Source organism: Alicyclobacillus kakegawensis NBRC 103104 (genome assembly GCF_001552655.1).
In the GTDB taxonomy this organism is placed as follows: Bacteria; Bacillota; Bacilli; order Alicyclobacillales; family Alicyclobacillaceae; genus Alicyclobacillus_G; species Alicyclobacillus_G kakegawensis.
This window is the reverse complement of sequence record NZ_BCRP01000004.1, coordinates 189,194-209,888: the sequence shown is the minus strand read 5'-3', so window position 1 is coordinate 209,888 and position 20,695 is coordinate 189,194. Positions and strand designations below refer to the sequence as shown.

25 protein-coding genes are annotated in these 20,695 nt (G+C 59.7%); 11 read left to right on the top strand and 14 right to left on the bottom strand.

Annotated features, from left to right (window positions below; translation table 11 throughout):
* Nucleotides 1–39: 39 nt before the first annotated feature.
* Entirely contained in the window at nucleotides 40–564 is a 525-nt protein-coding gene (locus tag AK2_RS05075) for a YwhD family protein (RefSeq protein ID WP_067932046.1), read from the bottom strand.
* Between the two features lie 164 nt (nucleotides 565–728).
* Here AK2_RS05075 and AK2_RS05070 point away from each other — a divergent pair, with 164 nt between their 5' ends.
* Complete coding sequence (locus tag AK2_RS05070) at nucleotides 729–1,349, top strand: SpoIID/LytB domain-containing protein (protein WP_083520860.1); 621 nt, start codon at nucleotides 729–731, stop codon at nucleotides 1,347–1,349.
* 18 nt (nucleotides 1,350–1,367) lie between these two features.
* Nucleotides 1,368–1,982, top strand: coding sequence for a carboxypeptidase-like regulatory domain-containing protein (locus AK2_RS05065; protein ID WP_245632780.1), 615 nt, complete (start codon nucleotides 1,368–1,370; stop codon nucleotides 1,980–1,982).
* Between the two features lie 52 nt (nucleotides 1,983–2,034).
* Here the strand turns inward: AK2_RS05065 and AK2_RS05060 are convergent, their stop codons facing one another.
* Both AK2_RS05060 and AK2_RS05055 read right to left on the bottom strand, forming a co-directional pair.
* Entirely contained in the window at nucleotides 2,035–2,328 is a 294-nt protein-coding gene (locus AK2_RS05060) for a hypothetical protein (protein WP_067932044.1), read from the bottom strand.
* 100 nt (nucleotides 2,329–2,428) lie between these two features.
* On the bottom strand, nucleotides 2,429–3,598 hold the full coding sequence (locus AK2_RS05055; RefSeq protein ID WP_067932042.1) for an FtsW/RodA/SpoVE family cell cycle protein: 1,170 nt from the start codon (nucleotides 3,596–3,598) through the stop codon (nucleotides 2,429–2,431).
* Between the two features lie 200 nt (nucleotides 3,599–3,798).
* On the opposite strand from AK2_RS05055, the gene AK2_RS05050 reads away from it, so the two are divergent.
* From AK2_RS05050 to AK2_RS05040, 3 genes are all read left to right on the top strand, one after another.
* The gene (locus AK2_RS05050) at nucleotides 3,799–4,074 is read left to right on the top strand and encodes a hypothetical protein (protein ID WP_067932040.1); all 276 of its coding nucleotides are present in this window, start codon (nucleotides 3,799–3,801) and stop codon (nucleotides 4,072–4,074) included.
* Nucleotides 4,075–4,216: 142 nt separating this feature from the next.
* The gene (locus tag AK2_RS05045) at nucleotides 4,217–5,704 is read left to right on the top strand and encodes an FtsW/RodA/SpoVE family cell cycle protein (protein ID WP_067932036.1); all 1,488 of its coding nucleotides are present in this window, start codon (nucleotides 4,217–4,219) and stop codon (nucleotides 5,702–5,704) included.
* Nucleotides 5,705–5,709: 5 nt separating this feature from the next.
* Nucleotides 5,710–6,666 carry an MBL fold metallo-hydrolase gene (locus AK2_RS05040; RefSeq protein WP_067932034.1) on the top strand — a complete coding sequence of 319 codons (957 nt, stop codon included), beginning with the start codon at nucleotides 5,710–5,712 and terminating at the stop codon, nucleotides 6,664–6,666.
* A gap of 42 nt (nucleotides 6,667–6,708) precedes the next feature.
* On the opposite strand, the gene thpR is transcribed toward AK2_RS05040, so the two are convergent.
* Genes thpR through AK2_RS05025 form a run of 3 tightly spaced genes read right to left on the bottom strand, consistent with a single transcriptional unit; the run spans nucleotide 6,709 to nucleotide 8,184 of the window.
* A complete protein-coding gene (gene thpR / locus AK2_RS05035) occupies nucleotides 6,709–7,278 on the bottom strand; it encodes an RNA 2',3'-cyclic phosphodiesterase (RefSeq protein WP_067932032.1) in 570 nt (189 codons plus the stop codon).
* Between the two features lie 6 nt (nucleotides 7,279–7,284).
* Complete coding sequence (locus AK2_RS05030) at nucleotides 7,285–7,644, bottom strand: arsenate reductase family protein (RefSeq protein ID WP_067932028.1); 360 nt, start codon at nucleotides 7,642–7,644, stop codon at nucleotides 7,285–7,287.
* Nucleotides 7,645–7,692: 48 nt separating this feature from the next.
* Nucleotides 7,693–8,184 carry a free L-methionine (R)-S-oxide reductase MsrC gene (locus AK2_RS05025; protein WP_067932027.1) on the bottom strand — a complete coding sequence of 164 codons (492 nt, stop codon included), beginning with the start codon at nucleotides 8,182–8,184 and terminating at the stop codon, nucleotides 7,693–7,695.
* A 154-nt stretch (nucleotides 8,185–8,338) separates the two neighbouring features.
* Between AK2_RS05025 and AK2_RS05020 the strand changes: the two genes are divergently transcribed.
* Nucleotides 8,339–9,709, top strand: coding sequence for a Mur ligase family protein (locus AK2_RS05020; protein WP_067932024.1), 1,371 nt, complete (start codon nucleotides 8,339–8,341; stop codon nucleotides 9,707–9,709).
* The gene (locus AK2_RS05015; RefSeq protein ID WP_067932022.1) at nucleotides 9,678–10,406 is read left to right on the top strand and encodes a type 1 glutamine amidotransferase; all 729 of its coding nucleotides are present in this window, start codon (nucleotides 9,678–9,680) and stop codon (nucleotides 10,404–10,406) included. Before AK2_RS05020 ends, AK2_RS05015 begins: the two co-directional genes overlap by 32 nt.
* Nucleotides 10,407–10,485: 79 nt before the next feature.
* Here the strand turns inward: AK2_RS05015 and AK2_RS05010 are convergent, their stop codons facing one another.
* From AK2_RS05010 to AK2_RS04995, 4 genes are read right to left on the bottom strand one after another with little or no spacing between them, the layout of a single operon-like run.
* Entirely contained in the window at nucleotides 10,486–10,890 is a 405-nt protein-coding gene (locus AK2_RS05010; RefSeq protein ID WP_281180617.1) for an acyl-CoA thioesterase, read from the bottom strand.
* A gap of 48 nt (nucleotides 10,891–10,938) precedes the next feature.
* Nucleotides 10,939–11,349: an acyl-CoA thioesterase gene (locus tag AK2_RS05005; protein ID WP_067932019.1), complete on the bottom strand. Its 411-nt coding sequence runs from the start codon at nucleotides 11,347–11,349 to the stop codon at nucleotides 10,939–10,941.
* The gene (locus AK2_RS05000; protein WP_067932017.1) at nucleotides 11,346–11,762 is read right to left on the bottom strand and encodes a hotdog fold thioesterase; all 417 of its coding nucleotides are present in this window, start codon (nucleotides 11,760–11,762) and stop codon (nucleotides 11,346–11,348) included. The genes AK2_RS05005 and AK2_RS05000 overlap by 4 nt, the downstream gene beginning before the upstream one ends.
* Before the next feature lie 30 nt (nucleotides 11,763–11,792).
* Nucleotides 11,793–13,160 (bottom strand): purine/pyrimidine permease, encoded by a 1,368-nt coding sequence (locus AK2_RS04995; protein WP_067932011.1) that lies wholly within the window; start codon nucleotides 13,158–13,160, stop codon nucleotides 11,793–11,795.
* Nucleotides 13,161–13,364: 204 nt separating this feature from the next.
* Here AK2_RS04995 and queD point away from each other — a divergent pair, with 204 nt between their 5' ends.
* Entirely contained in the window at nucleotides 13,365–13,847 is a 483-nt protein-coding gene (queD, locus tag AK2_RS04990) for a 6-carboxytetrahydropterin synthase QueD (RefSeq protein ID WP_067932009.1), read from the top strand.
* On the top strand, nucleotides 13,837–14,577 hold the full coding sequence (locus AK2_RS04985; protein ID WP_067932007.1) for a radical SAM protein: 741 nt from the start codon (nucleotides 13,837–13,839) through the stop codon (nucleotides 14,575–14,577). The genes queD and AK2_RS04985 overlap by 11 nt, the downstream gene beginning before the upstream one ends.
* Here the strand turns inward: AK2_RS04985 and yfmH are convergent.
* The 3 genes from yfmH to AK2_RS04970 form a co-directional block, all read right to left on the bottom strand.
* Entirely contained in the window at nucleotides 14,574–15,875 is a 1,302-nt protein-coding gene (gene yfmH, locus AK2_RS04980) for an EF-P 5-aminopentanol modification-associated protein YfmH (protein ID WP_067932005.1), read from the bottom strand. The genes AK2_RS04985 and yfmH overlap by 4 nt on opposite strands.
* Nucleotides 15,868–17,151 (bottom strand): EF-P 5-aminopentanol modification-associated protein YfmF, encoded by a 1,284-nt coding sequence (yfmF, locus tag AK2_RS04975; protein WP_083520858.1) that lies wholly within the window; start codon nucleotides 17,149–17,151, stop codon nucleotides 15,868–15,870. Before yfmF ends, yfmH begins: the two co-directional genes overlap by 8 nt.
* Nucleotides 17,152–17,268: 117 nt before the next feature.
* Nucleotides 17,269–17,505, bottom strand: coding sequence for a hypothetical protein (locus AK2_RS04970; protein ID WP_067932001.1), 237 nt, complete (start codon nucleotides 17,503–17,505; stop codon nucleotides 17,269–17,271).
* 301 nt (nucleotides 17,506–17,806) lie between these two features.
* Between AK2_RS04970 and AK2_RS04965 the strand changes: the two genes are divergently transcribed.
* On the top strand, nucleotides 17,807–18,826 hold the full coding sequence (locus AK2_RS04965; RefSeq protein WP_067931999.1) for a phosphatase PAP2 family protein: 1,020 nt from the start codon (nucleotides 17,807–17,809) through the stop codon (nucleotides 18,824–18,826).
* 77 nt (nucleotides 18,827–18,903) lie between these two features.
* Nucleotides 18,904–19,143: a 4Fe-4S ferredoxin gene (fdxA, locus tag AK2_RS04960; RefSeq protein ID WP_026962395.1), complete on the top strand. Its 240-nt coding sequence runs from the start codon at nucleotides 18,904–18,906 to the stop codon at nucleotides 19,141–19,143.
* A 90-nt stretch (nucleotides 19,144–19,233) separates the two neighbouring features.
* Here fdxA and AK2_RS04955 read toward each other — a convergent pair whose 3' ends face one another.
* Nucleotides 19,234–20,547 carry an MFS transporter gene (locus AK2_RS04955; RefSeq protein ID WP_067931997.1) on the bottom strand — a complete coding sequence of 438 codons (1,314 nt, stop codon included), beginning with the start codon at nucleotides 20,545–20,547 and terminating at the stop codon, nucleotides 19,234–19,236.
* Between the last annotated feature and the right edge of the window lie 148 nt (nucleotides 20,548–20,695).

Below are 20,695 nucleotides of genomic sequence, written 5' to 3'. Positions count from 1 at the left end.
GTCAATCGATTTCCCCCCCAACACGTTGCTGATGGATAATCACGAGTTGCTCGCGCTGCCTGCGCCCGATTCACCCTCCGTCTCGCCGCCCGCAAAGGCGGACAGAAACTCCGGGCTGGCTGCCTGCCATAAATCCGGGCGCAGACCTTTCAGAAAATCCCGCAGGCGGATGCGATCCTTCTCTGGCATGTTGCGAATGTCAACCCGGCCTTTGACCGCGTAGTCCATCTTGTTCACGGATTCCGCCAATGATTTGTACCCAACCTTCGCTTCCCCGTCAATGTCTATCGGAAATGCCTGCAAGCCGTAATACCCTTGGACCTTTCCCTGGCCATCGGGAGCGTCGAAACGGTGCAAAGTCACCCAGCAAATCCAGGCCCGTCGTGGATTGGGGACCTCGTCCCGGTTATTGACAAAGCGAATGCCCCGCTCGATTCCGCTCTTGGCGTGGATGGCACCGTTGTCCACGAAGACCCTATCCCCATCGACAATCACGGCTGACATCCCGCGCATCTGGTTGTCCGCGCTCGGCTTCGGACGACTTGTCAACCGCAGCAGTTCCATCTGTGCCACCTCCACAATCACGGTCCAACTATGGGATTCCCCATGCATTGTACCCCTGCTCCGGCCGTTGCGCCACACCTTCTGGATACCTGTGACTTCATGTATGTTCACCGGACTTCGGGGAACTGTAAAGAACAGCCAAGAGGAAAGCAGGGGATGGTTGGATGAGCAAGTTCAGGGTCTTTGTCTCCGCCGCCGTGGCTCTCGGCATCATCAGTCCCACAGCCGCGTACGCCGCTCCGACTGTGGACAACACCCAGGAACCAGCCACAATCCGGGTGGCCATTCGTGAGAACAACCCGAATGGAGAACCGGACCCGCGGGGACGCATTGTTTGGGTGCAAAGCGTGCCGTTTTACGAATACTGTCAAGACGTCCTGCCCAACGAATGGATGCCGTCCTGGCACGCCGAGTCGTTGAAAGCGGGCGCGATAGCCATAAAAATGTTTGCCTGGTACCATCATCTGCACCCGATTACTATTGACGGCTTCACGTTTGATGTGGACAATACCACGAACTTTCAGACCTTCCGCTATTTATCGCGGCAGCCGGTCACCGACCGCGCGGTCGCATCCATCCGCCGCTATGCCTACGTCAAGCCGAACGGTGAGATTATCGAGCTCAACTATCGCGCCGGTATCCCGAACGATCCCAACTGGCAATACCGCAACGCCCAGAAGATGGCCCAATGGGGTAGCCAATACTGGGCCCAACGCGGCCGCAATTACATCCAGATTCTGCAGTTCTATTACGAACAACGCGCGTTACGGCAAGTCCAGACATAGGGAAGGAGGATGACCCTGATGAAGCCGCAGCGACGTTTGTTTCTAGCTGTTGCCCGCAGCATTACGGCTGCATGCGTGATCTCCGCCGTATTGACACCACACATCACCGCTCAGGCCACGGCACAGGCTGATCCAGGTCCACACAGTCTCCCCGTGCAACAACCAGGCGCGTCATCGGGAGAGCGATTGGATCCGTACGCCCCATGGCCGACTGCACGCCTGCGTGTACGCGTCATCGACGGCCGGACCCTGCAGCCGCTGCCCGGCGCTGAGGTGGTCCTGGTAGAAACGGAGCAAAGGCTGCGCACAGGCGCAAACGGATATACCCCGTGGTTTGATGCGCCCGTCATACGCAATCCGCGCTTTCGGCCGCTGGTGGCGGAACTGCACGGTCAACTGACGGTTATCGCCTATAAGAACGGGTACCGCGATTCCATTCACATGGGCATTCGCACGCACGAAGGGCTGGATTCGCAGGCCACGGTGTGGATGTACAAGATTGGACCGGAAGACCGACGGATTGAACCGGTCCTGTACCAGGAGCCGTATCACCATCTCTGGCTGATTGAGTTGGTGGATAGATTCCGCAGGAACTCCCAACTGGGGGAAGGCTGGCAAGACCCAAATCGCTAGATGAAGGGTGTGGACGCGGCCCGGGAAGCCTCGCCGCGTCCAACGCGTCCAATCAGGATGGTCCATCACCCGCGTGGCTGGCCTCGGTATGGGCGGTTTCATCCGCCAGCCAGGCTATAACGCCGGTGTCATCGCCGGCCACACGCGGATTGTCACGGTGATCCGGCCAGTTTGCCAGCGATTGCAGCGCCTCCCGCTGCGAATGATAGACCCGGTGGAACCTGTAGCCGCTGGGATAGCGCGGGCAGTTCTCGATGACAATCTGCCACTGCCCTTCGCCAATCTGATGCACCGTGTAAGGAAGCCCATGGATTTCCCGCATCGGCACGCCGCGGACCTGCAACACTCCCTCTCCCTCCCGCTGCAACCTGCGTCCGCTTCCCAGCCAAGGGAAGGTGAAGGTAGTATGTCCGGCAGTGCCTGGTCTCATGTCCGACCGACGCCTGTCAGGCAAACCGCAGCCGCTTTTGTCGCAGGGAGATGCTTAAGACTATGCCCACGCACAGATAGTTGACCAGCACGGAAGTACCACCATAGCTGATGAACGGCAGCGTGATGCCGGTGGACGGGCTGAGGTATACGTCCATGCCGATGTTCTCGAACACCTGGAAGGCGAACATGCCCACAAACCCGATGGCCACATACACGCCGAACGGGTCCTGTGCGCTGGCCGCCACCTTCACCAACCGATATACAAGAATAAGGAACAAAAACACCAGTACGCTGCCGCCGACAAAGCCGAACTCGTCACCAATCAGGGAAAAGATATAGTCCGTATCCTGATTCGGGACATTGCCGGTCATGGTGCCATTCAGCCAACCTTCGCCAAACACCTGGCCGCTGCCAATGGCGATTTGCGCCCAGTGCACGTTGTAGCCGGTATGCTGCAAGTCGTAGTTCGGATCTAACCAGGTGAGAATCCTGTCTGCCTGGTAGCTTTGCAGCAGATGATGCTTGACCAAGACGTTGTTGACAAAATGCGCAGATTGCGTGGGGTGCTCAAGCCCAATGCCACAGACGACCACCAAGCCCAACAAGGCCAGCGTGAGCAACGTCAGGTACGTACGATTGGTAAAAATTATGTACATAGTCATGAAAATAGCAAACATGACGAGCGCCTGACCCAAAGCCGGCTCTATGATCGTCAACGCAAACGGGACGAGCAGCATCAAGGCCAGCGCTGGCACGTGGCGCAGGCCGTACTGCGGATGCTCGGACTCCTCCACCTTGGACATGTAATTAGCCACGAGAACAATCATGCTTACCTTGGCCAGCTCCGAGGGCTGCAGCTGAAAACCGCCCCCCAGGGGAATCCAGGCCCGGGCGCCGTTCACCGCTGGCATTTTCAACACCACCAGCAGCAACAAGGTAGTCAACGCATACAAAGGCCAGCGCACTTTGCGCAACGTCCGATAGTCGAGAAAGACGGCCGTGACCACCATGATCACGAGCCCCAGCGCCTCGAAAATGGCTTGCTTGAGCCACTCGGCCCGCAGACCATGAATCGGATAGTTTCTTGCCAGCGCATAGGAATACAGCGACGCACAGCTGCAAGCGGCCAGCGCCACCAGTACCCCCACTAAAATCCAGTCCATTCGACGTAGCGACTTTTGCATGGCAGATGGTTGGTCTCCTTTGTCCCGATTCGAAATCCATGACCTCTGTGCGGGTTTCCGTCTTCACCCTGCCGGAGTACCACTCCCCCAATTATAGCGAAGCGTGTCGAGACCTGCAGTGAACAATCTGTGCATGCGCCGCGCCCGAAGTGACAAATGCCCCATAAACTGCAGGCGAATGCGGAAAGGGGTAGTTGCTTATGGTGACGCATCGACAGGTACGAAAGTTGCTTGGGCAACAGGTGCAATGCCGGACCATTTTCGGCACCTTCCACGGCGTGGTCATCCATTGCAGCAAACACCATATCATCCTGGGGGCGGTCAAACACCCGCCGCCCGCGCACAAACCCACCTATCGGCCGTATCCTGCGGGCCCCTGGGGTGGTGGACCCGGCATGCCGGGCGGGGGCTGGAACCTCGCCATCCCGCTGGCCGCCATTCTTGGCATCACAGCGATTGGCCTGCACTGGTGGTGAAACGGATAGCCCCGAGGCTGGGACAATGTGGCACAATCTCGGACATCAGCACTTCCCTGTGCCGGCAGGGAATTCTTCAGCCAGTGTCGAACAAGCAAAGTCGGAATCTCGTTGTCGACTCCTGGCTGAAGAAGGTGATCGCATGGAAAGCCAGCGCCATCAACCGGACTACGTCCTGTTTTTCACTATCGTCCTGCTCTGCGCTGTGGGCGTGGTCACCATCTTTTCAGCCAGCATGCCGGCCGCTCTGCACTATAGCGCGACGCACCCGAAGACACCCATCTCCGCCGCCAACATGGCCATACGCCAACTGGCGGCGGCGGGTATCGGCCTCATCATCCTCAGCGTTCTCATGCACTGGGTGCACTACGAACACTGGTACCGCAAGGCGGTGCTTCTGCTCCTGCTCAACTTAGCGCTGTTAGCGATGGTGCTGGTGCCCGGCATCGGTCACGTCTCCGGCGGCAGCCGTCGTTGGTTCGGCAGCGGCTCCTTTCACATCCAACCGTCCGAGATCGCCATCGTTCTCAGCGTCATCTACCTCGCATACTTTTTTACTCGGAAAGTCGTGCTCCTTGACGACTTTCGATTGGGTTTACGGCCCGCATTGATGGTCATCGCGCTGGAAGTCCTGCTGGTGTTGGCGGAACCGGACATGGGCACCGCGCTCACCCTGTTGGCCACCAGCCTGTCGGTCGTCTTCGCGTCGGGCGTCCGTCTGCGGCGGTTGCTCGTGCTGGGACTGATCACGATTCCGGTGATGCTTGCCGCGGCCTACCTGTCCTCCTATCGATCCGACCGTATGAGTGCGTGGTTACACCCGTTCGCGGACCCGGGCATCACGGGTTACCAAGTGCTGCAAGGCTGGACAGCGATGGCCAGCGGCGGGTGGTTCGGCCGCGGTTACAGCATGGGTATCGCCCAGACCGGGTACCTCCCGGTGCCGCAGGCGGACTTCATTTTCCCTGTCTTGGTCGAGGAATGGGGATTTGTCGGCGGCGTCACCCTGCTGGTCGCCTTTGGGGTGTTGGCGTGGCGGGGATTCTCCATCGCCCGCAAGGCCCCCAATCGTTTTTCCGCTCTGACGGCGGTCGGTCTGACCAGCATGATCGTGATTAAAGCGTTTATCAATTTGGGCGCGGTGACCGGCATCCTGCCGGTTACTGGCGTTCCCTTGCCGTTCATCAGCTACGGCGGCACGTCCTTGGTGGTCAACTTGACGGCGATGGGCATCCTCTTGAACATTTCCCGCTACACCTTGGACGAAGAGCCTGACGCCGACCAACTCGCCGATGTCATCTGGGTCGAGGAAGCGCGTGCCGAACTCGCCCAGTCGAAACGCCGCGAGCGCACGACACCAGCCTTTTCGTCTGGGTACACAGGCACGCCTCGGACCCGCAGCCGAGGCGCCAGCGTGACCCCGCTGCGCCCCAAGCGTCTGCGGGGAGAGACCCCGCACCGCGAAAGCTGGCGTTCCCGCCAGGAAATGGCCGCGAGCATCAGTCACAGAGAGCGGGAACGGGGCCGTCGCGACCCAGTGATTGTTTCTTGGCGGGAGCGCACCCGCAGTCAATCGGACTCGTCCAAGCCGCGCAAGGGTCGGAGGCCGAACAGAAAGGACCGTGACTAATCGGCATGGAAAGTCCTGCTTATCTCGTCGACATGGGCCATGACGTCTGGCAGATTGACCTGTTGGAACAAGGGTTGCGCGCTCGAACCGGGGCCTACGTCATCCTTGACGAGCAGGTTACCGTGGTGGAGACAGGAGCCGCCAACTGCCAAGAGCGGCTGTGGCAGGGATTGCAGGAACTGGGCGTGAAGCCGGAACAGGTGGCGTACGTGATTGTCACCCACGTGCACCTGGATCACGCCGGCGGGGCTGGCCAAATGATGGCCAAAGCGGTAAATGCCAAGCTTGTCGTCCATCCGCGCGGCGCCAGGCACATGGCTGAGCCGTCCCGTCTCTGGCGGGGGGCGAGCGAGGTCTACGGATCGAACGTGGAACGCCTGTTTGGTCGCCCTGAAGCCGTCCCGGAGGAGCGCATCATCATCCGCGAGCACGGCGACACGTTGAACATCGGCCGGCGCACCCTCACCTTCTTCGACTCGCCCGGGCACGCCAAACACCACTTTACCATTTTGGATCCGGTGTCAGACGCGCTGTTTGCCGGCGACGCGGTGGGCATACGCTACCGCAGGTCGTTCACTGGCTGGGACTTTGAGTGGGTGATGCCCTCCACTTCCCCTGTGGATTTTGACCCCGAGGCCGTTCACAACACGATGAAAATGCTGCGCGACGTGCCTTTTCAATGGGTTTACCACACCCATTTCGGGCGCTCGCCCAAGGAAGAAGCGATAGCCGGAACCCTGCGCGGGGCGCAGGCCATGGCCGACTTGATAGACAGGTTGTATTATCCAGGCATCACGCTTGAGCCGGTGATGGAGGCGCTGCGCGCCTGGGTCCAAGACGGCTTGGCCGAGCGGGGGTACAACGTCGGCGACGTCCGGGTCCTCGACATCGATATCATCTTGGACGCGATGGGGCTGTTGGTGTATGCGGAGAAACGCCGCCGCGGACGCGAGAGCAAATAACGGCCTCCCGCCGACCGGCGGCGGAGCATAGCGGCCCGTTCATCAGTGGCCGCCGGCAGGCCGGCCGAAGGGAAGCCGTGCCCGCACCCGATACGCCAGCTGTCCGTGCAGACGCTCGGAGGCAAACAGGGCGAGCGCCGCCACGGGCATGCGAAAGCCCGCATCGGGGAAACCCGGGCGGCTGAGCCAGTCTGTCGGAAGCGGCCGGTGAAGGTCACGCGCCAGAGTGATGTGGGCTTGAAACGGCCGGTCGGCGATGGCAAGACCCAGGTCCTCCCGCATCCGCGACGCCAAGCGTTGATGCACCCGGGCGAACTCGGCTTCGCAAGCGGCCGGCGTGCCTGCCCATAAAATGCGATTGTGCCAGAACATGCCCAATCGATCGACCGTCAGCACCGCCTCGTCCTCCTCCGCCAGCAGCCGGGCGGATGCAGCCGCGATGGTGTCCACGTCGGCCTCTGGCACCTCACCGAGAAACAACACCGTCATGTGCAGCAAGGGCGCGGGCGCCCAACGCGCCGTCACTCCGCATGCCCGCAGCCTATCCTGCCAACGGCGCAACGCATCCTTCGCCGGCGCGTCCAACTCCACGCCGATGAACAGGCGCGCCACCGCTTATCACCCGGTCGCCTTTCGGGCGATCAACTGGTCATACGCCGCCTTGTCAAAGCCGATGACGACCTCGCCGTCCGCGATGACGATGGGGCGTTTGAACAGCTTCCCATCGCTGGTCAGTCGGTCCACCCACTCCTGCTCCGTCAACTGGGCGTCCTTCAAGCCCAGCTCGCGAAAACGTGTGCCGCGTCGGTTGAGAAACGGCTCCACCCCTTGACCGAGTTCCTTCACCCAGCGGCGCACCTGATCTGCCGTCGGGGGCTTGTCCACCAGATCCCGAAACTCCACGTCGATGCCGTGTTCCTTCAGGTATTTATGTGCGTTCCGGCACGTGGAGCAACGGCGATACCCATAAAATTCCATGCCAACTCCTCCTTCTTCCTCGCAAAATTCGCGGCCAACGCCTCCCGCTCATGACACGGTCTCCAGCAGCACCTCCACCACCCGTGCCAGTCCCGCCGCATCCTGGTCATCAAAGCGCCCAACCAGGGGACTGTCGACATCCAGGACGCCCAGCAGCTGCCCCCGATGGATGATAGGCACCACCACTTCCGAACGAGACGCGGCGTCGCAGGCGATATGTCCTGGAAAGGCGTGGACATCCTCCACCACCACCGGTTCCCGCTGCGCCGCCGCCGTTCCGCAGACCCCCTTCCCGTGCGGGATGCGCACGCAGGCGGGCTTGCCTTGAAACGGCCCCAACACCAACTCCCCGTCGCGCTCGCTCCACAGGTAGAATCCAACCCAGTTGATATCTTGCAGGTGCAGATTCAGCAGCGCCGACAGATTGCTCAGGTTGGCAATCCAATTGCTCTCCCCAGCCAATAGGTGCTTGGCTTGCTGGACCACATCCTGGTAGAACGCTTGTTTCGAAGTGCCATCCACTTTCACTTCTTGGAACATGGCCACGCCTCCGTTCTTGCTCCACCGGCGCCCGCGTACAGGTCGTCGACGCGTTCCCGGCACATGGTATAGTATAATCCAGAAAGCGGCCAGGCGGGCTAAGACACCCCCTTTCGGTCCGAACCTGGAGTCGATGTGCAAGGAGTTGGGCAGCGTGCTCGGAATCTGGGTGGGAAAACTGATAGAACTCGTCCTGCGCTTGGCCGGCCGCCGGGCAACCAGCCTGCCGGGAAAGTGGGCGCTTCGCGTATCCCCGGAACTGCTCGCGAAATTGGGGCGACAGCTGGAGCGCTGCATCGTCGTCACAGGCACCAATGGCAAAACCACGACCACATCGCTTTTGGCCAGCATGATGAGGCAAGAAGGCCCCATTGTCACAAATGCGGAAGGAGCCAACATGCGGCAGGGTTTGGCGGCGGCGCTCATCAAACACACAGATTGGCGGGGCCGCCTGCGGGCCAAGACCGCAGTGCTGGAGATTGACGAAGCCACTCTGCCGCTGGTCGCGTCCTGCTTCCCGATTCGCGTCGCGGCGGTGACCAATGTGTTCCGGGATCAACTCGATCGCTACGGAGAGCTGGACAGCACGATGCAAAAAATCATGGAAGGCCTGGCGGCCACGGAAGCGGTCCTCATTCTCAATGGGGACGATCCGCTCGCGCGCCGCATCGGGTTGGGCCATCCCGGCCGTGTACTGTACTTTGGTTTGGACGAGCGTCACTTGAACGCGCAACCGCGCGAGCAGATGCGCGACGGCGCGTTTTGCCTGGAGTGCGGAGCGCGCTTGCAGTATGAAGGTTTCTTCTACGGACAACTGGGCGTGTATCGCTGTCCCCGGGGTGATTTCTTCCGGCCGCATCCAGACTTTCGCGCCACCATCGAGGGGGCTACGCTGCATCTCCAAGAACCCGGTCAGCCGGACGTCGGGTTTCGCCTGCCTGTGCGCGGATTGTTCAATATATACAACGCCCTGTGCGCCATCGCCGCGGCCCGGGTCTGTGGACTCGGGCGCGGACCGATTCAGCAGGGGCTGGACGCTTTTCGTCCCCCTCTGGGCCGCATGCAGGTGTTCTGTACGGATCCGGAGTCTATCCTCAATTTGATCAAGAATCCGACCGGATGCGACAGTGTCCTTCAGGCCATTTGCCACGAATCGGAGCCCAAGGTGGTGTTGATTGCCATCAACGACCTCGCGGCCGACGGAAGGGACGTTTCTTGGTTGTGGGACGCAGACTTCGAGCTGCTGGCCGAGGCCGGGCGCGTCCTGGGTGTAGTGACCACCGGGCTGCGTGGCGAGGATATGGCCCTGCGGCTGAAATACGCAGGCTACCCTGTGGAGCGGATGCAGGTGAAACCGGACCTGGACGAGGCGGTGGAAACGAGCCTGTCGCTGGCCCGCCAGCTTGGGGATGCGCCCGTCTATGTGCTGTGCACCTACACGGCCCTGTATCCGATGGCAGAACGCTTGCAACGAAGGGTGAACCGATACTCCCATGAAACTGCGTATCGCACATCTGTATCCTGACCTGCTCAACCTGTACGCAGACAAGGGCAATATCCGTGTCTTGACGCAACGCTGCCGCTGGCGCGGCGTGGACGTTGAAGTCATCCCCGTGCTGTCCGGCGAGCGGCCGCGCTTCGAGGAATACCATTTGGTCCTGCTTGGGGGCGGATCGGACAGAGAACAGGAACTGGTGGCACAAACCCTGGTCAAGCACCGGTCGGACTGGCGGCACGCAGCAGCCGCCGGCTTGCCGGTACTGGCCGTGTGCGGCGGCTACCAGCTGCTCGGACATTACTACCAATTGCCGAACGGCCGCAAGGTGGAAGGGCTCGAACTGCTGGACCTCGTCACCCACGCCGGTCACCCGCGACTGACCGGCAACATCGCCATCGACGCGGGGGAAACACTGGGCACCATCGTCGGCTTTGAGAACCACGGCGGCCGCACGGAGCATGCGCATGAGCCCCTGGGCAAGGTGCTAAAAGGGCATGGGAACAACGGCCGCGACGGCCTGGAGGGCGTGCGGTGGCAAAACGTCATCGGCACGTATATCCACGGTCCCCTGCTGCCCAAGAATCCGCGACTGGCCGACCACATCCTGCGGCTGGCGATGGACTACGCCGGCATGCCCATTGCGCTGCAACCACTGGAAGACGAGTGGGAGCAGGCGGCCCACGACGCGTTTCTGGAACGCCGCCTGGAGTTGCCGCGGACATAGCTGCCGCCGGCGCCAACAGGGCGCGTTCCGGCGTGGCTATGCACCCCCGCTCCCAAGGCGGCAAACCATTGGGCAAGCCTCAGCGGGTGTGGAAGGCAGGTGCCTCCTGCGGCCCGACAAGGTGCTGTTGCAGCACCTGCCTCTCTGCTTCGGTCAAGGGCCGGGACTGGTTGTGCTGGTAGTCAAACGTGACCAGGGTGGCCTGTCCACGCGCCACCCATGTCCCGTCTTCGGCCTGAATGGCGTGTTCCACATCGAAGCTGCGGTTGCCAATCCGGCCAATCCAGGTGTACACGGTGAGCGGCTGGGCATAGGTGGCCTGTTGAAGAAAATCGCAGCGGGTAGACGCGGCAATCAGGTTCCACTGCGCCACGGACAAGGTTGGATTGAACAGGCGGAACACGTCCATCCGGGCATGCTCCATGTACGTAAAATACGTCGTATTGTTCACGTGGCCCAATCCGTCACACTCGCCAAAGCGCACCACAATTGTTTGTTGAAACAGAACAATCCCCTCCCTCTGCCTGAGTTGTTACGCCGTCTGCGCGTCCGCTGGCTCCAGGAAGGCTGTCAGTTTGTCTCGCCACTCCTGCGGCACGGGGATGGACTGCATGCGCTCATAGTCGTAGCAGACCAAAACGGTGGACCCTTCAAACAGGAGATCATCCGTCGCATCCCGGGTCATACGGTAGGAGAACTCCAAGCTCTTCTCGCCGATCCGGCTGATCCACGTTTCAATCCGAACGCGGTCCCGAAAGAAGGTCTGCCCGCGGAAATCTGCCTTGGCGGAGGCTAAAATGACGGGCAATTCCGGGGTCCCCAGAACCTCCTCGAGGAAACGCACGCGCGCCTCCTCCATGTATGTGAAATAGCGGGCGTTGTTCACATGCCCGAACATGTCCGTATCGGAAAACCGCACACGCAAGGTGCTCACGTGCCTCATTGCCCCTCCCCCACCTGGCTCACCGACCGATCTCGGGAGACAATCGCCACCGTACAGCGAGAGATGCAGACCAGTCTTCCCTGTTCATCGGTGATGCGAATGTCCCAAATCATCGTCGTCCGGCCACGATGAACCGGCACGGCCGTTGCGGTCACAACACCATCCCGCTTGGGGCGGAGATGATTGGCGTTGATCTCCAAGCCGACGCCCATCTGCCGGTCCAAGTCGATATTCAGCGCGGTCCCGAAACTGGCCGCTGATTCGGCCAGCGCCACCGATGCGCCGCCATGCAGCATCCCGTACGGTTGACGCGTTCGGTCGTCCACCGGCATGGTCATGACCACCCGGTCCTTGTTCAATTCCTGGACCTCGATGCCCAGGGTCTCCATCATGTGCGTAGCCTTCAATTGCAACGCCGTTTCCTCCTTCGCCCCGCCGATTGCCTATCTATCGATTGTCGGACGATCCCGCCCGGCAACTGTGGAAGCGGGAGCTGTTTTCCCGCCCCTCCGAAACACGCAGTGCTCCAGCAACAAAACCAGGATAACCCCGACAATCAGGCCGTTACCAAGCAGATAGCCAAAGACCGGCGGCAGCATCTCCCACGCGCTTCCCGGAACAAACAACAATCCCACGCCGGTCATCAGCGGCAACCCGACGACCCATAGATCACGCCCGTCCAATGCCAATCGTTTGATGTCGCGCAGCCCGTAGCCCAGAAGCTGTACAAAGACCGTGAACAAGACCGCGTAACCGACCGGCGGCGGCAAAGTGGCGGCATATTCGCCCACGATGGGAAACAAGCCCATGAGCGTCAATGCCCCGGCGGCCACCAAAAACGGAAGCCGTGAAGCAATCCCGGTCAGCGAAACCAGCCCGGCCGCTGCCGTCAACGGCACCGCACCGACGGTGCCAAGCACGCCAGCGAGCGCGGTGCCCAGGCCGCTGACCAGCGTCCCCCGCCGATACCGCCCTGGGGCGGGCTGCTCTCCGGCCACCCCGGCAAACGCCTGAATGCTGGCGATGAGGTTGGACAGCAAAATCAGGGCTGTGAGTCCGCATGTGATGACGATGCTGGCTTGAAACACCGGTCGACCCCAGGGAAACACACTGGGTAAGGCGAACGCAGCCTGGCCGGCGCGACTGGGGATGTCCAACCAGCCGATAACCCCGTATAGCAGCCAGCCCGACGCCAGCGCAATGAGGACGGCCATGTTCTTCCACAGCCCTCTCCCCTTCACCATCAGCAGAAGCGTAAAGACGATGAGCAACAGAGACACCCCGGCCACCAACGGTTGGACGGCCGCGCTTCCGCGAAACCCGATGCCCAGCAGGCCATCCAGGATGTCACGCGATACCTGCATCGCCAGCAGGACCAGGAAGCATCCGGTCACCGCCGGTGTGAACCAGCCCTGAATCCTTTGCAGCCAACCGGTGGCGGCCAACACGACGTACAGGACGCCAGCGACCATCAGACCCAACTCCAGGTCCATTTGAAGCCCGGCGATGGACCCGTGTATCTCGTGGGTCATCTGAATCAATACCAAGAATACGCCCCACCACATGCCGGCCGGCCCCTCAAGAATGGCATAGCGATGCCCCCACAGGCCCTGCACGAGACTCACAAGGCCGCACAAGAACAGGGTGCGCGTGGTGAACAGGGCAATCTGCGCTTCGCTCAGAGAAAACGCGTGGCCCAGAACGATGGGTACCGTGATGACATTGGCCACCATAAACATCAACCACTGCAGGCTGGCCAAAATGAAAACGGCCCCGCTCGGGGTTTCTTCCAAACCGTATGTAATGTTCACACAACCCTCCCATGGAGCTCTTTCCTCGTTTCTGCCTCCCACGACAGAAACGCGCCCTGCCGACACCGCGGCAGCGAACAAGACGATGAGCCCTTAAATCTATGATAGAAAATTCGCCTCGCACCTGCAATCCGGGCTCAGGGCCATCCAGGTTTGACTCCGCTGCCGATTCGCGGCATGATGCTGTCAAGAGAGGTGGCTTCCATGGGGGACTACGAAATCCCGAGCAAGATACAGCGACTATACGAAGATATTCACCCCGAACAGCTTCGATATCACCAAAGGCGCGTGGCCGTGCGCAAAGAGTTTACCTTCGATGCAGCTCACCATCTGCACCTGTATGACGGCAAGTGTCAGAGCCTGCACGGACACACCTACAGGCTGGCCGTCACAATCAGCGGTGTTCCGGATGAGCGGGGTTTGTGCATGGACTTCGCGGAGCTGAAGGCCATCTACGAGAGTGCGATTGCCCGGCGATTGGACCATCGCTACCTGAACGAGGTCCTTCCGCCTATGAATACCACTGCGGAAAACATGATTGTATGGATGTGGGAGCAATTGGACGCCCACTTGCAGGCAGGCGAGTGGAAAAAACGTGGGATTCGCCTGGAAGAGTTGTGCCTGCACGAAACCCCGACCAGCAGCGCCATCCTGAAGCGGGAGTGGATGGAAAGCCATGGGCAGTGAGGCGGCATACGAGTCCAAACAGGAAGCCAAGACATGGCACTCGGTCAAGCTGCCCTTGGTCGAAATCTTTCCCACCATCGAAGGAGAGGGGACAAAGGCAGGATTCCCCACCACCTTCGTGCGCTTATACAACTGCAACCTGCGCTGCCGCTGGTGCGACACCACATACAGCTATGCGCCCCACGCGCCAGCTTTCACCGCATCCGTGGCCGAGATTGTAACGAAGGTGGAAGAACTCGGGAACCACTACGTCTGCCTCACCGGCGGAGAACCGCTGTTGTATACCGACAAGGTGCTTGCCTTGCTGCAGGCGTTGGCGGAAATCCCGATGGTGCGGGACATCCATATCGAGACCGGCGGCGCCGTGGACCTCGCTCCGTTTGCTGCCCTGCGTGAACGACACGCCGAGGCTGCGGACAAAGTACGCTTCATTCTCGATTACAAGCTGCCGTCCAGCGGCGAAGAATCCCGCATGATACGCGGCAACTACAAGCTGCTCCTGCCCCAGGATGAAATCAAGTTTGTCATCGCCGACGAGGCGGATTTCCAGGCGGCACTGCGCGTCCTGAACGAGTGGGTGGAGTTGGGTCAAGTCCTGTTCAGCCCTGTCTTCGGCGCCATGCCGCCTTCCCGCCTGGTGGAATGGATGCGGACGCACCAGCTTACGGACGTGAAACTGAGCCTGCAGCTGCACAAATTGATTTGGGACCCGAATCAGCGGGGCGTTTAGGCGCCTGTGGCAATAGAGACGGGCTCAATCACCGACACGGCGCGCAGCTCGGGCACCAGGTGTTCGGCGAGCCGCTGCTGGGCCTCCTCCAGTGTCAGGCTGTTCAACACCGCCAAGGAGTCGAGCCAATCGACTCCTTTCACCCAATACGCGGTATAGTTGCGGGCTATTCCGCTGGGGGAATCGAATCCAAGCACAAACCGGCCCATCGCTTTGCGCACGTTGCGTTCAAACGCTTCCGCGGATAACCCCTTGCGGATGACGGATTCAATCGTCTCATCGACTCTTCCCACCAGCGTGTCCACATCCGTCGTGTTGCCCCCGAGCAAGGTGTACCCGTAGCTGTTGGATGCCTCATATTCCCAGGAAAAATGTTGATCAATCAATCCTTCATCGAGCAGGAGGTGATAAAAATCGCTTCCCCGCCCGAACAGGGTGTCCAGGATGACACCGGTCAACAGCTCCTGGCGCAACAGCTCGGCACCGGCCAAGCCTGTCTGCCCGTCCTTCCAACCTATGAGGCAGCGAGCCTGGCTCACCCCCAGTTGAGCCACATTCCGCCCTTGCCGAATGCCCACCGGCTCCGTTGGCAGATTGCGCTCAACTCGGGGGCAATCTGGAAACGCCTTGCCCGCCTGGTTTTCACGCACAACCTCCAACAGCGCGGCCGGATCGAACCCACCGGCGGCAAAGAACAACATGTTTCCCGGGTGATAAAAGGTTTCGTAGCAGCGGTACAGCAGGTCCGTGTCAATCTGAGCGATGCTTTCAATCGTTCCAGCAATCGGAATCCGGAGCGGGTGACGCTGATAAAGACACTGGAGCAAGCCGAAAAAACACCGCCAATCTGGATTGTCGTCATACATGCGGATCTCCTGGCCAATGATGCCTTTTTCCTTTTCGACGCTTGCGTCTGTGAAGTATGGAGTCTGTACGTAATCGAGCAAGATGCGGGTGTTCTCGGTGAGGTCCTCGGTGCAGGAAAAGAGATAGGTGGTTTGCTCAAAGCTGGTAAAAGCGTTGGCGGCGGCCCCGTGCTTGGCGAAGTCCGCAAACACATCCCCCGTAGGCATGTCGAACATCTTGTGTTCGAGAAAGTGAGCAACGCCGTCAGGCACCACCCATGCTTCGCCACGGCCCGGGACATCCACAGTCTGGTCGGTGGAGCCAAAGCGGGTGGTCAGGGTCACGAACACCTGTTGGAACCCTGGCCGGGGCAACAGGGCCACATGAAGTCCATTGTCGAGGGTTTCTTCATAAAGTGTGACGCCCAGAGATTCTATCAAGGTCTCACGCACTCGCCTGCACCCGCCCTTTCAAAAAGTAAACCGTGTCCACTTGCCAACTTTCCGCCGCCTGGATGACTTGCTCCCGCGAGACCTGTTCAATCTCGTGCAACAACTGCTCAATGGGTCGTGGATGACCAGCGAGCACGCCGGTAAAATGCAGGTCTGCCATCGTCATGGGTTGGTCCAGCATGACTCGGTATTGGTTTCGCAAACCGAGCTTCGTGTACTCCAATTCTTGTTCATCGACACGGCCGTTTCGCAAGTCTTCAATCTGTTCGCGGATGATGGCAAGGGCCTGCTCATAACGGGACACCTCAATGCCGGTCTGGATTGACACCACGCCAGTGAGCGCATCCAACCGGCTGGACGCGTAGTAGGCCAAGCTGTTCTTCTCCCGCACGTTACGAAACAACTTGGAATGCGGAAACCCACCCAAGATCCCGTTGGCGACAAGCAGCGCAGGGTAACTGGCGTCTGCGTACGCCATACCGGTGCGCAAACCCAGATTCAGCTTTCCCTGCATCACCGCCTGCTCCTCCACCACCCGCCGCTCGTCGGCGCCCTGCGGAGACAGCGGATGCACAGGGGAGAATGTATCAGGGGCACCTGGGAATGCCTTGTGCAGGAGCCGTAAGACACGCTCCGCTTCGGCTTTGGCATCGGCAAACGGACCCACAAGATACACATGGACCCGGGCCTCCCGCAGGAAGTCCTCGTATACCTGCCACAGGCGCGTTGGAGTGCAGGTCTCAAGGTCGTCCACAAAGCCGAAACGGGGCAAAGCCTCGGGCCCATCCCGAGAAACTTCTTCCAAGCAGCGCTCGTAAGCGTACTGGATCTTGTCGTCCAATACGCTGGCAATGCGCTTCTGGTGGAGAGACCGCTGCCGCTCCACGTGCCCCGCCGGAAAAACGCCGCCCTCTGTGGCCGGATTGAGAATGACCTGCCATACGAGTTCCAAGACTTCCTTGTAGAGAGTGTCCGGTTCAGCCGCGGACTCCGGCATGCCGGCGTACACCTCGACCACATGCCGATCCGCGCGTTTGCCAATGGCGGTCTGCAAAACGGTGCCGAACAAGGCTTCGCTGCGGCGGGTAAGCTCCAACGCGGAAGGGTGCTCCCCGGTTCCTTCCATCCATAGATACGGAAGCAGCGCTGTCGCCGTCACCTGCTCACGCCGCATGGGCCTGGTCATCTTCACATGGATGTGACGAGTATGAAACTGTGCGGTGCGAAGGATATGTACGCTGCAGCGTCCGTCGTCGAAGCTCGCAAAGCTAGTCATGGGCGACACCCCAGTCTGAAGAACGTGTAGCAAGAGGCGGTGAGGTGAACACCGCCCCTTGCACGATTCCAGTATGGACGAAAACGCGGGCGGTTATCAAACGAGCCCGCGAAAAAGCTAATAGCGCCGGCCCAGTTGATTGCGAGCCGACGCCTGCGCGATTTCATAGTCAAGGCGCGTGATGACTTGAGACTCTCGAATCCAGCGCTGAATCTCTCGGCTGAGCTTGGGCGCGACAAATTTCGGCGCCCCGTGGCGGGCGATGAAATCGTCGCGCGTGCACTGGTGCTTTGACAGGCAATGGATGTTGGTGAGGGCTTCCAAAAGTTCTCCACACACCGGACACTGGTACATGGGATCCCTTCCTTTCGCTATATTTCAATGCATATGGGAAGGACAACCGAGGTATACCACCGAAGATTCAGCACCTTCTTTCTATCTTCAATCATCTTTCTCCAAAAGTCCACAGATTCCTGCCTCCCCCAAAGCGGACTCTCCCTGCCTCCCTCCACTTGTGAACCGTCGGCTCCGGAAAGGTATACGAAAAGTGATGGAACAACACCGGAATGAAGGCTCGTCCATAACTGTGGTATAGTATCCATTAGGTTCCATGGAACGAGAAGCGATGTGCTTCACAGGAGCTGGGAGGGTGTTTATGTCGGGCTTGTGGCTCCGTGTCAAGCGGGGTGTGTTGACACTGGAATTGTACGAAGTGTTCGGCATTCTCGCTATATCCGCGGTAGCCCTGTTGTTCCTTTTCTTTTCGCGCCGGATTGACCTGATCTTCGGAGTGACGGGCTATCACTGGCAAATACTAGACAATATAGTCGGCATCGCCCAAAATCTCACCACGTGGCTGCTCACGGCTGCGTTTCTGCTTTTGACCGCCCTGTACAGCCGCTTGCAGCGCTCCGAGCACCACAAGGCGCGCCAGTTTGCCGTCGGCGTGCGCGCGACCATCGCGTTTTTTGTCGTCATGGCCGTGTATAAAAGTGTCATCTTCTATATCTCCATTGTGAACCCAATAGATCATGACCTCGTACTCAAACACATAGACAAAGTGTTGTTTTTCGGCCGGCAGCCGTCCCAATGGCTGCAGCCCATCATCTGGAAGCCATTGACCTGGCTGTTGAGCTGTTGCTACATGTCATGGTTTGGGCTGCTCTACCTGACGATTTTTCTCATGTTGTCAAAAGACGCACAGGCGCTGCGCGAGTACGTGTTCACGGCGGTGTTCACCTTCTACATCGGCTACCTGACGTACACGTTTGTCCCGGCCATTGGTCCCGGGTTCACAATCCATTACGCACAACCGGTCGGCGGCATCACCCACCTGTTGACACTGGGGCAGGTCGTCCTCGCCAGAGACTGCTTCCCAAGTCTGCACACGGGTCTGTCCATTGTCATGTGCATCCATATCTGGCGCTACCGGCGGAATTGGGCCTGGCTGTACATTCCGTTGGCCTGCCTCATCATCTTTTCCACACTTTACTTGCGTATTCACTACGGGATTGATGTCATCGCTGGAGCGGCTTTGGCCGTGGCCACGACTCAACTATCCCCGCTCCTGGTCACGAAATGGCAGCGATTGCGGGAAAGCGCTATGGCTCGGACGGCGCAAGCCCCGTCGCAGAGGTCCCTGCAAACCGGCGACTCGGTCTCAGAATTAGCATAATCCGATGTGCAAACCCATTGAAAATAGGGCAACGCTGGTATATCATGAATGCAGCCTACAAGTGAGGAGGAGTCCACGTGGCATTCGTCATCACATCGCCTTGCATCGGAGAAAAGGCCGCTGACTGCGTCGAAACGTGCCCAGTGGATTGTATTGTTGAAGGAGAAGATCAGTACTACATCGACCCGGATACCTGCATTGACTGCGGCGCATGTGAGGCGGTCTGCCCGGTTTCCGCCATTTACCAGGAAGACTTTGTCCCCGAAGAAGAGAAATCATTTATTGAGAAAAACCGCGCCTTCTTCCAGAACCGTTAAATGTATCGAGCCATCATCCACAGTACTGTCGCCCCAGTTGATTGGCTATGTGCCCGGCGATAGGCGACAGTACGTGGGTTCCTGACTCCTTCAGTGGCGCGCGCGCCGATTCCAAAAGGCTTGTCGATTGGAATATACGTTCTCCCATTCGGCTGCAGACCTGGGCATCCGAGTGTGAGCGCGCGTCTGGATTCGTTTTTGTGCCCCTCCTGTGCTGACCAGCGCCCAGGTAACCAACTGCACGAAACCCAGCCCCACGGCAAACTTGGAAATAGCGCCGACAGTCGGGTGTTTCGCCACGATGACCAAAAACGCCCCGATACCAGCCACTCGCCCCGCGTTCTCAACCACTTCGCGGGCAATGATGTGTTCCACGTCGTCCTCCCCGGTCCTATCCAAACGTCCGATGGCGTCAAACACAGTACCCTGCAGGGGCACAAGAAACATGGGTAGGGCAACCGCCACCAGACACCCGTACCAGACCACAAGTCGGGCGCTCAGCGGGAGCAAGAACAAGAGCGCCGCTCCCGCCATCCCACAGGCCCCAATGCCCATGACCCAAGGCCGGCGCTCGGGTTTTAGCCAGCGGCTCACCCATGAGAACGATAAAAACGAGAGCCCGCTTTGCAGCAACAAGAATTCTCCCAGCTTCATTTCACTGCCGGTGGCAATATACATCAACAGGCCAATTAAGAACAGAAACACGCCTTCGCGCCAACCGTACACAAAACACCCAGCCAGCACGTTTCGCCACCAGCGGTTTTCCAGGCCGCCGGCAATCCGCCGAATCTGTAGTCGTCCTCCGCCGTCCACGCGCATCTTTAGGGTGAACAGGATGGCCAGCAAGAACAGGGACAGCGAGGCGCTGAATATGACGTGGTAGCCGCTTAGTCCGCCAAATCGGTCCTCATGCGAGATGATGAATCCGGCGGTCAAAGGTGCCGCCATGCCAGCCACAGCCCCCAACGCCCCGTTGCTGCCGTAAAATCGGTCGCGCCCGCCCGCCTTGGTCAATCGCAAGCTCAAGTAATTGAACGACAGCCAATAAAAGCCGGCCGCGCAACCCATCAGGGCCCCCATGGGACGAGGATGGGCCGCCAGCGCCGTTCCCCCGACCAACGTCAGTAGGTAGAAGCCGGCATGCAGGGCGATGCCCATGCGCAGGGTCCACGCGGCGCTCAACCGACCGCTCAGCCAACCGGCAGCCACAAACATCAACGGGATACAGGTGTACATAGCGAAGTTGTACCACCCAATGGGAAGGTAACTGTGGTCCACTTTCCACAGGTAGACGTTGACAAAGGTATTGGACAAACCCACCGACAAGGCAAAAACGGCGCTGATGGCAAGCAGCCACCGGACTTGCGGCGGCGAGGGCTGCCGGCTGTGTGTGCGCACAATCATCCCCCCGCAGCCTAGTCTGCCCGAACCCGCTTCAGACATGACGCCAGGCTTGCTCAGCCGACCGCTGCCAGCCCCCGGTTTCCCCAATTCCTTATGTCGCTGGTCCCACATCGTGCAGGCATAATCCGCCGTGACATTGGACAATCCG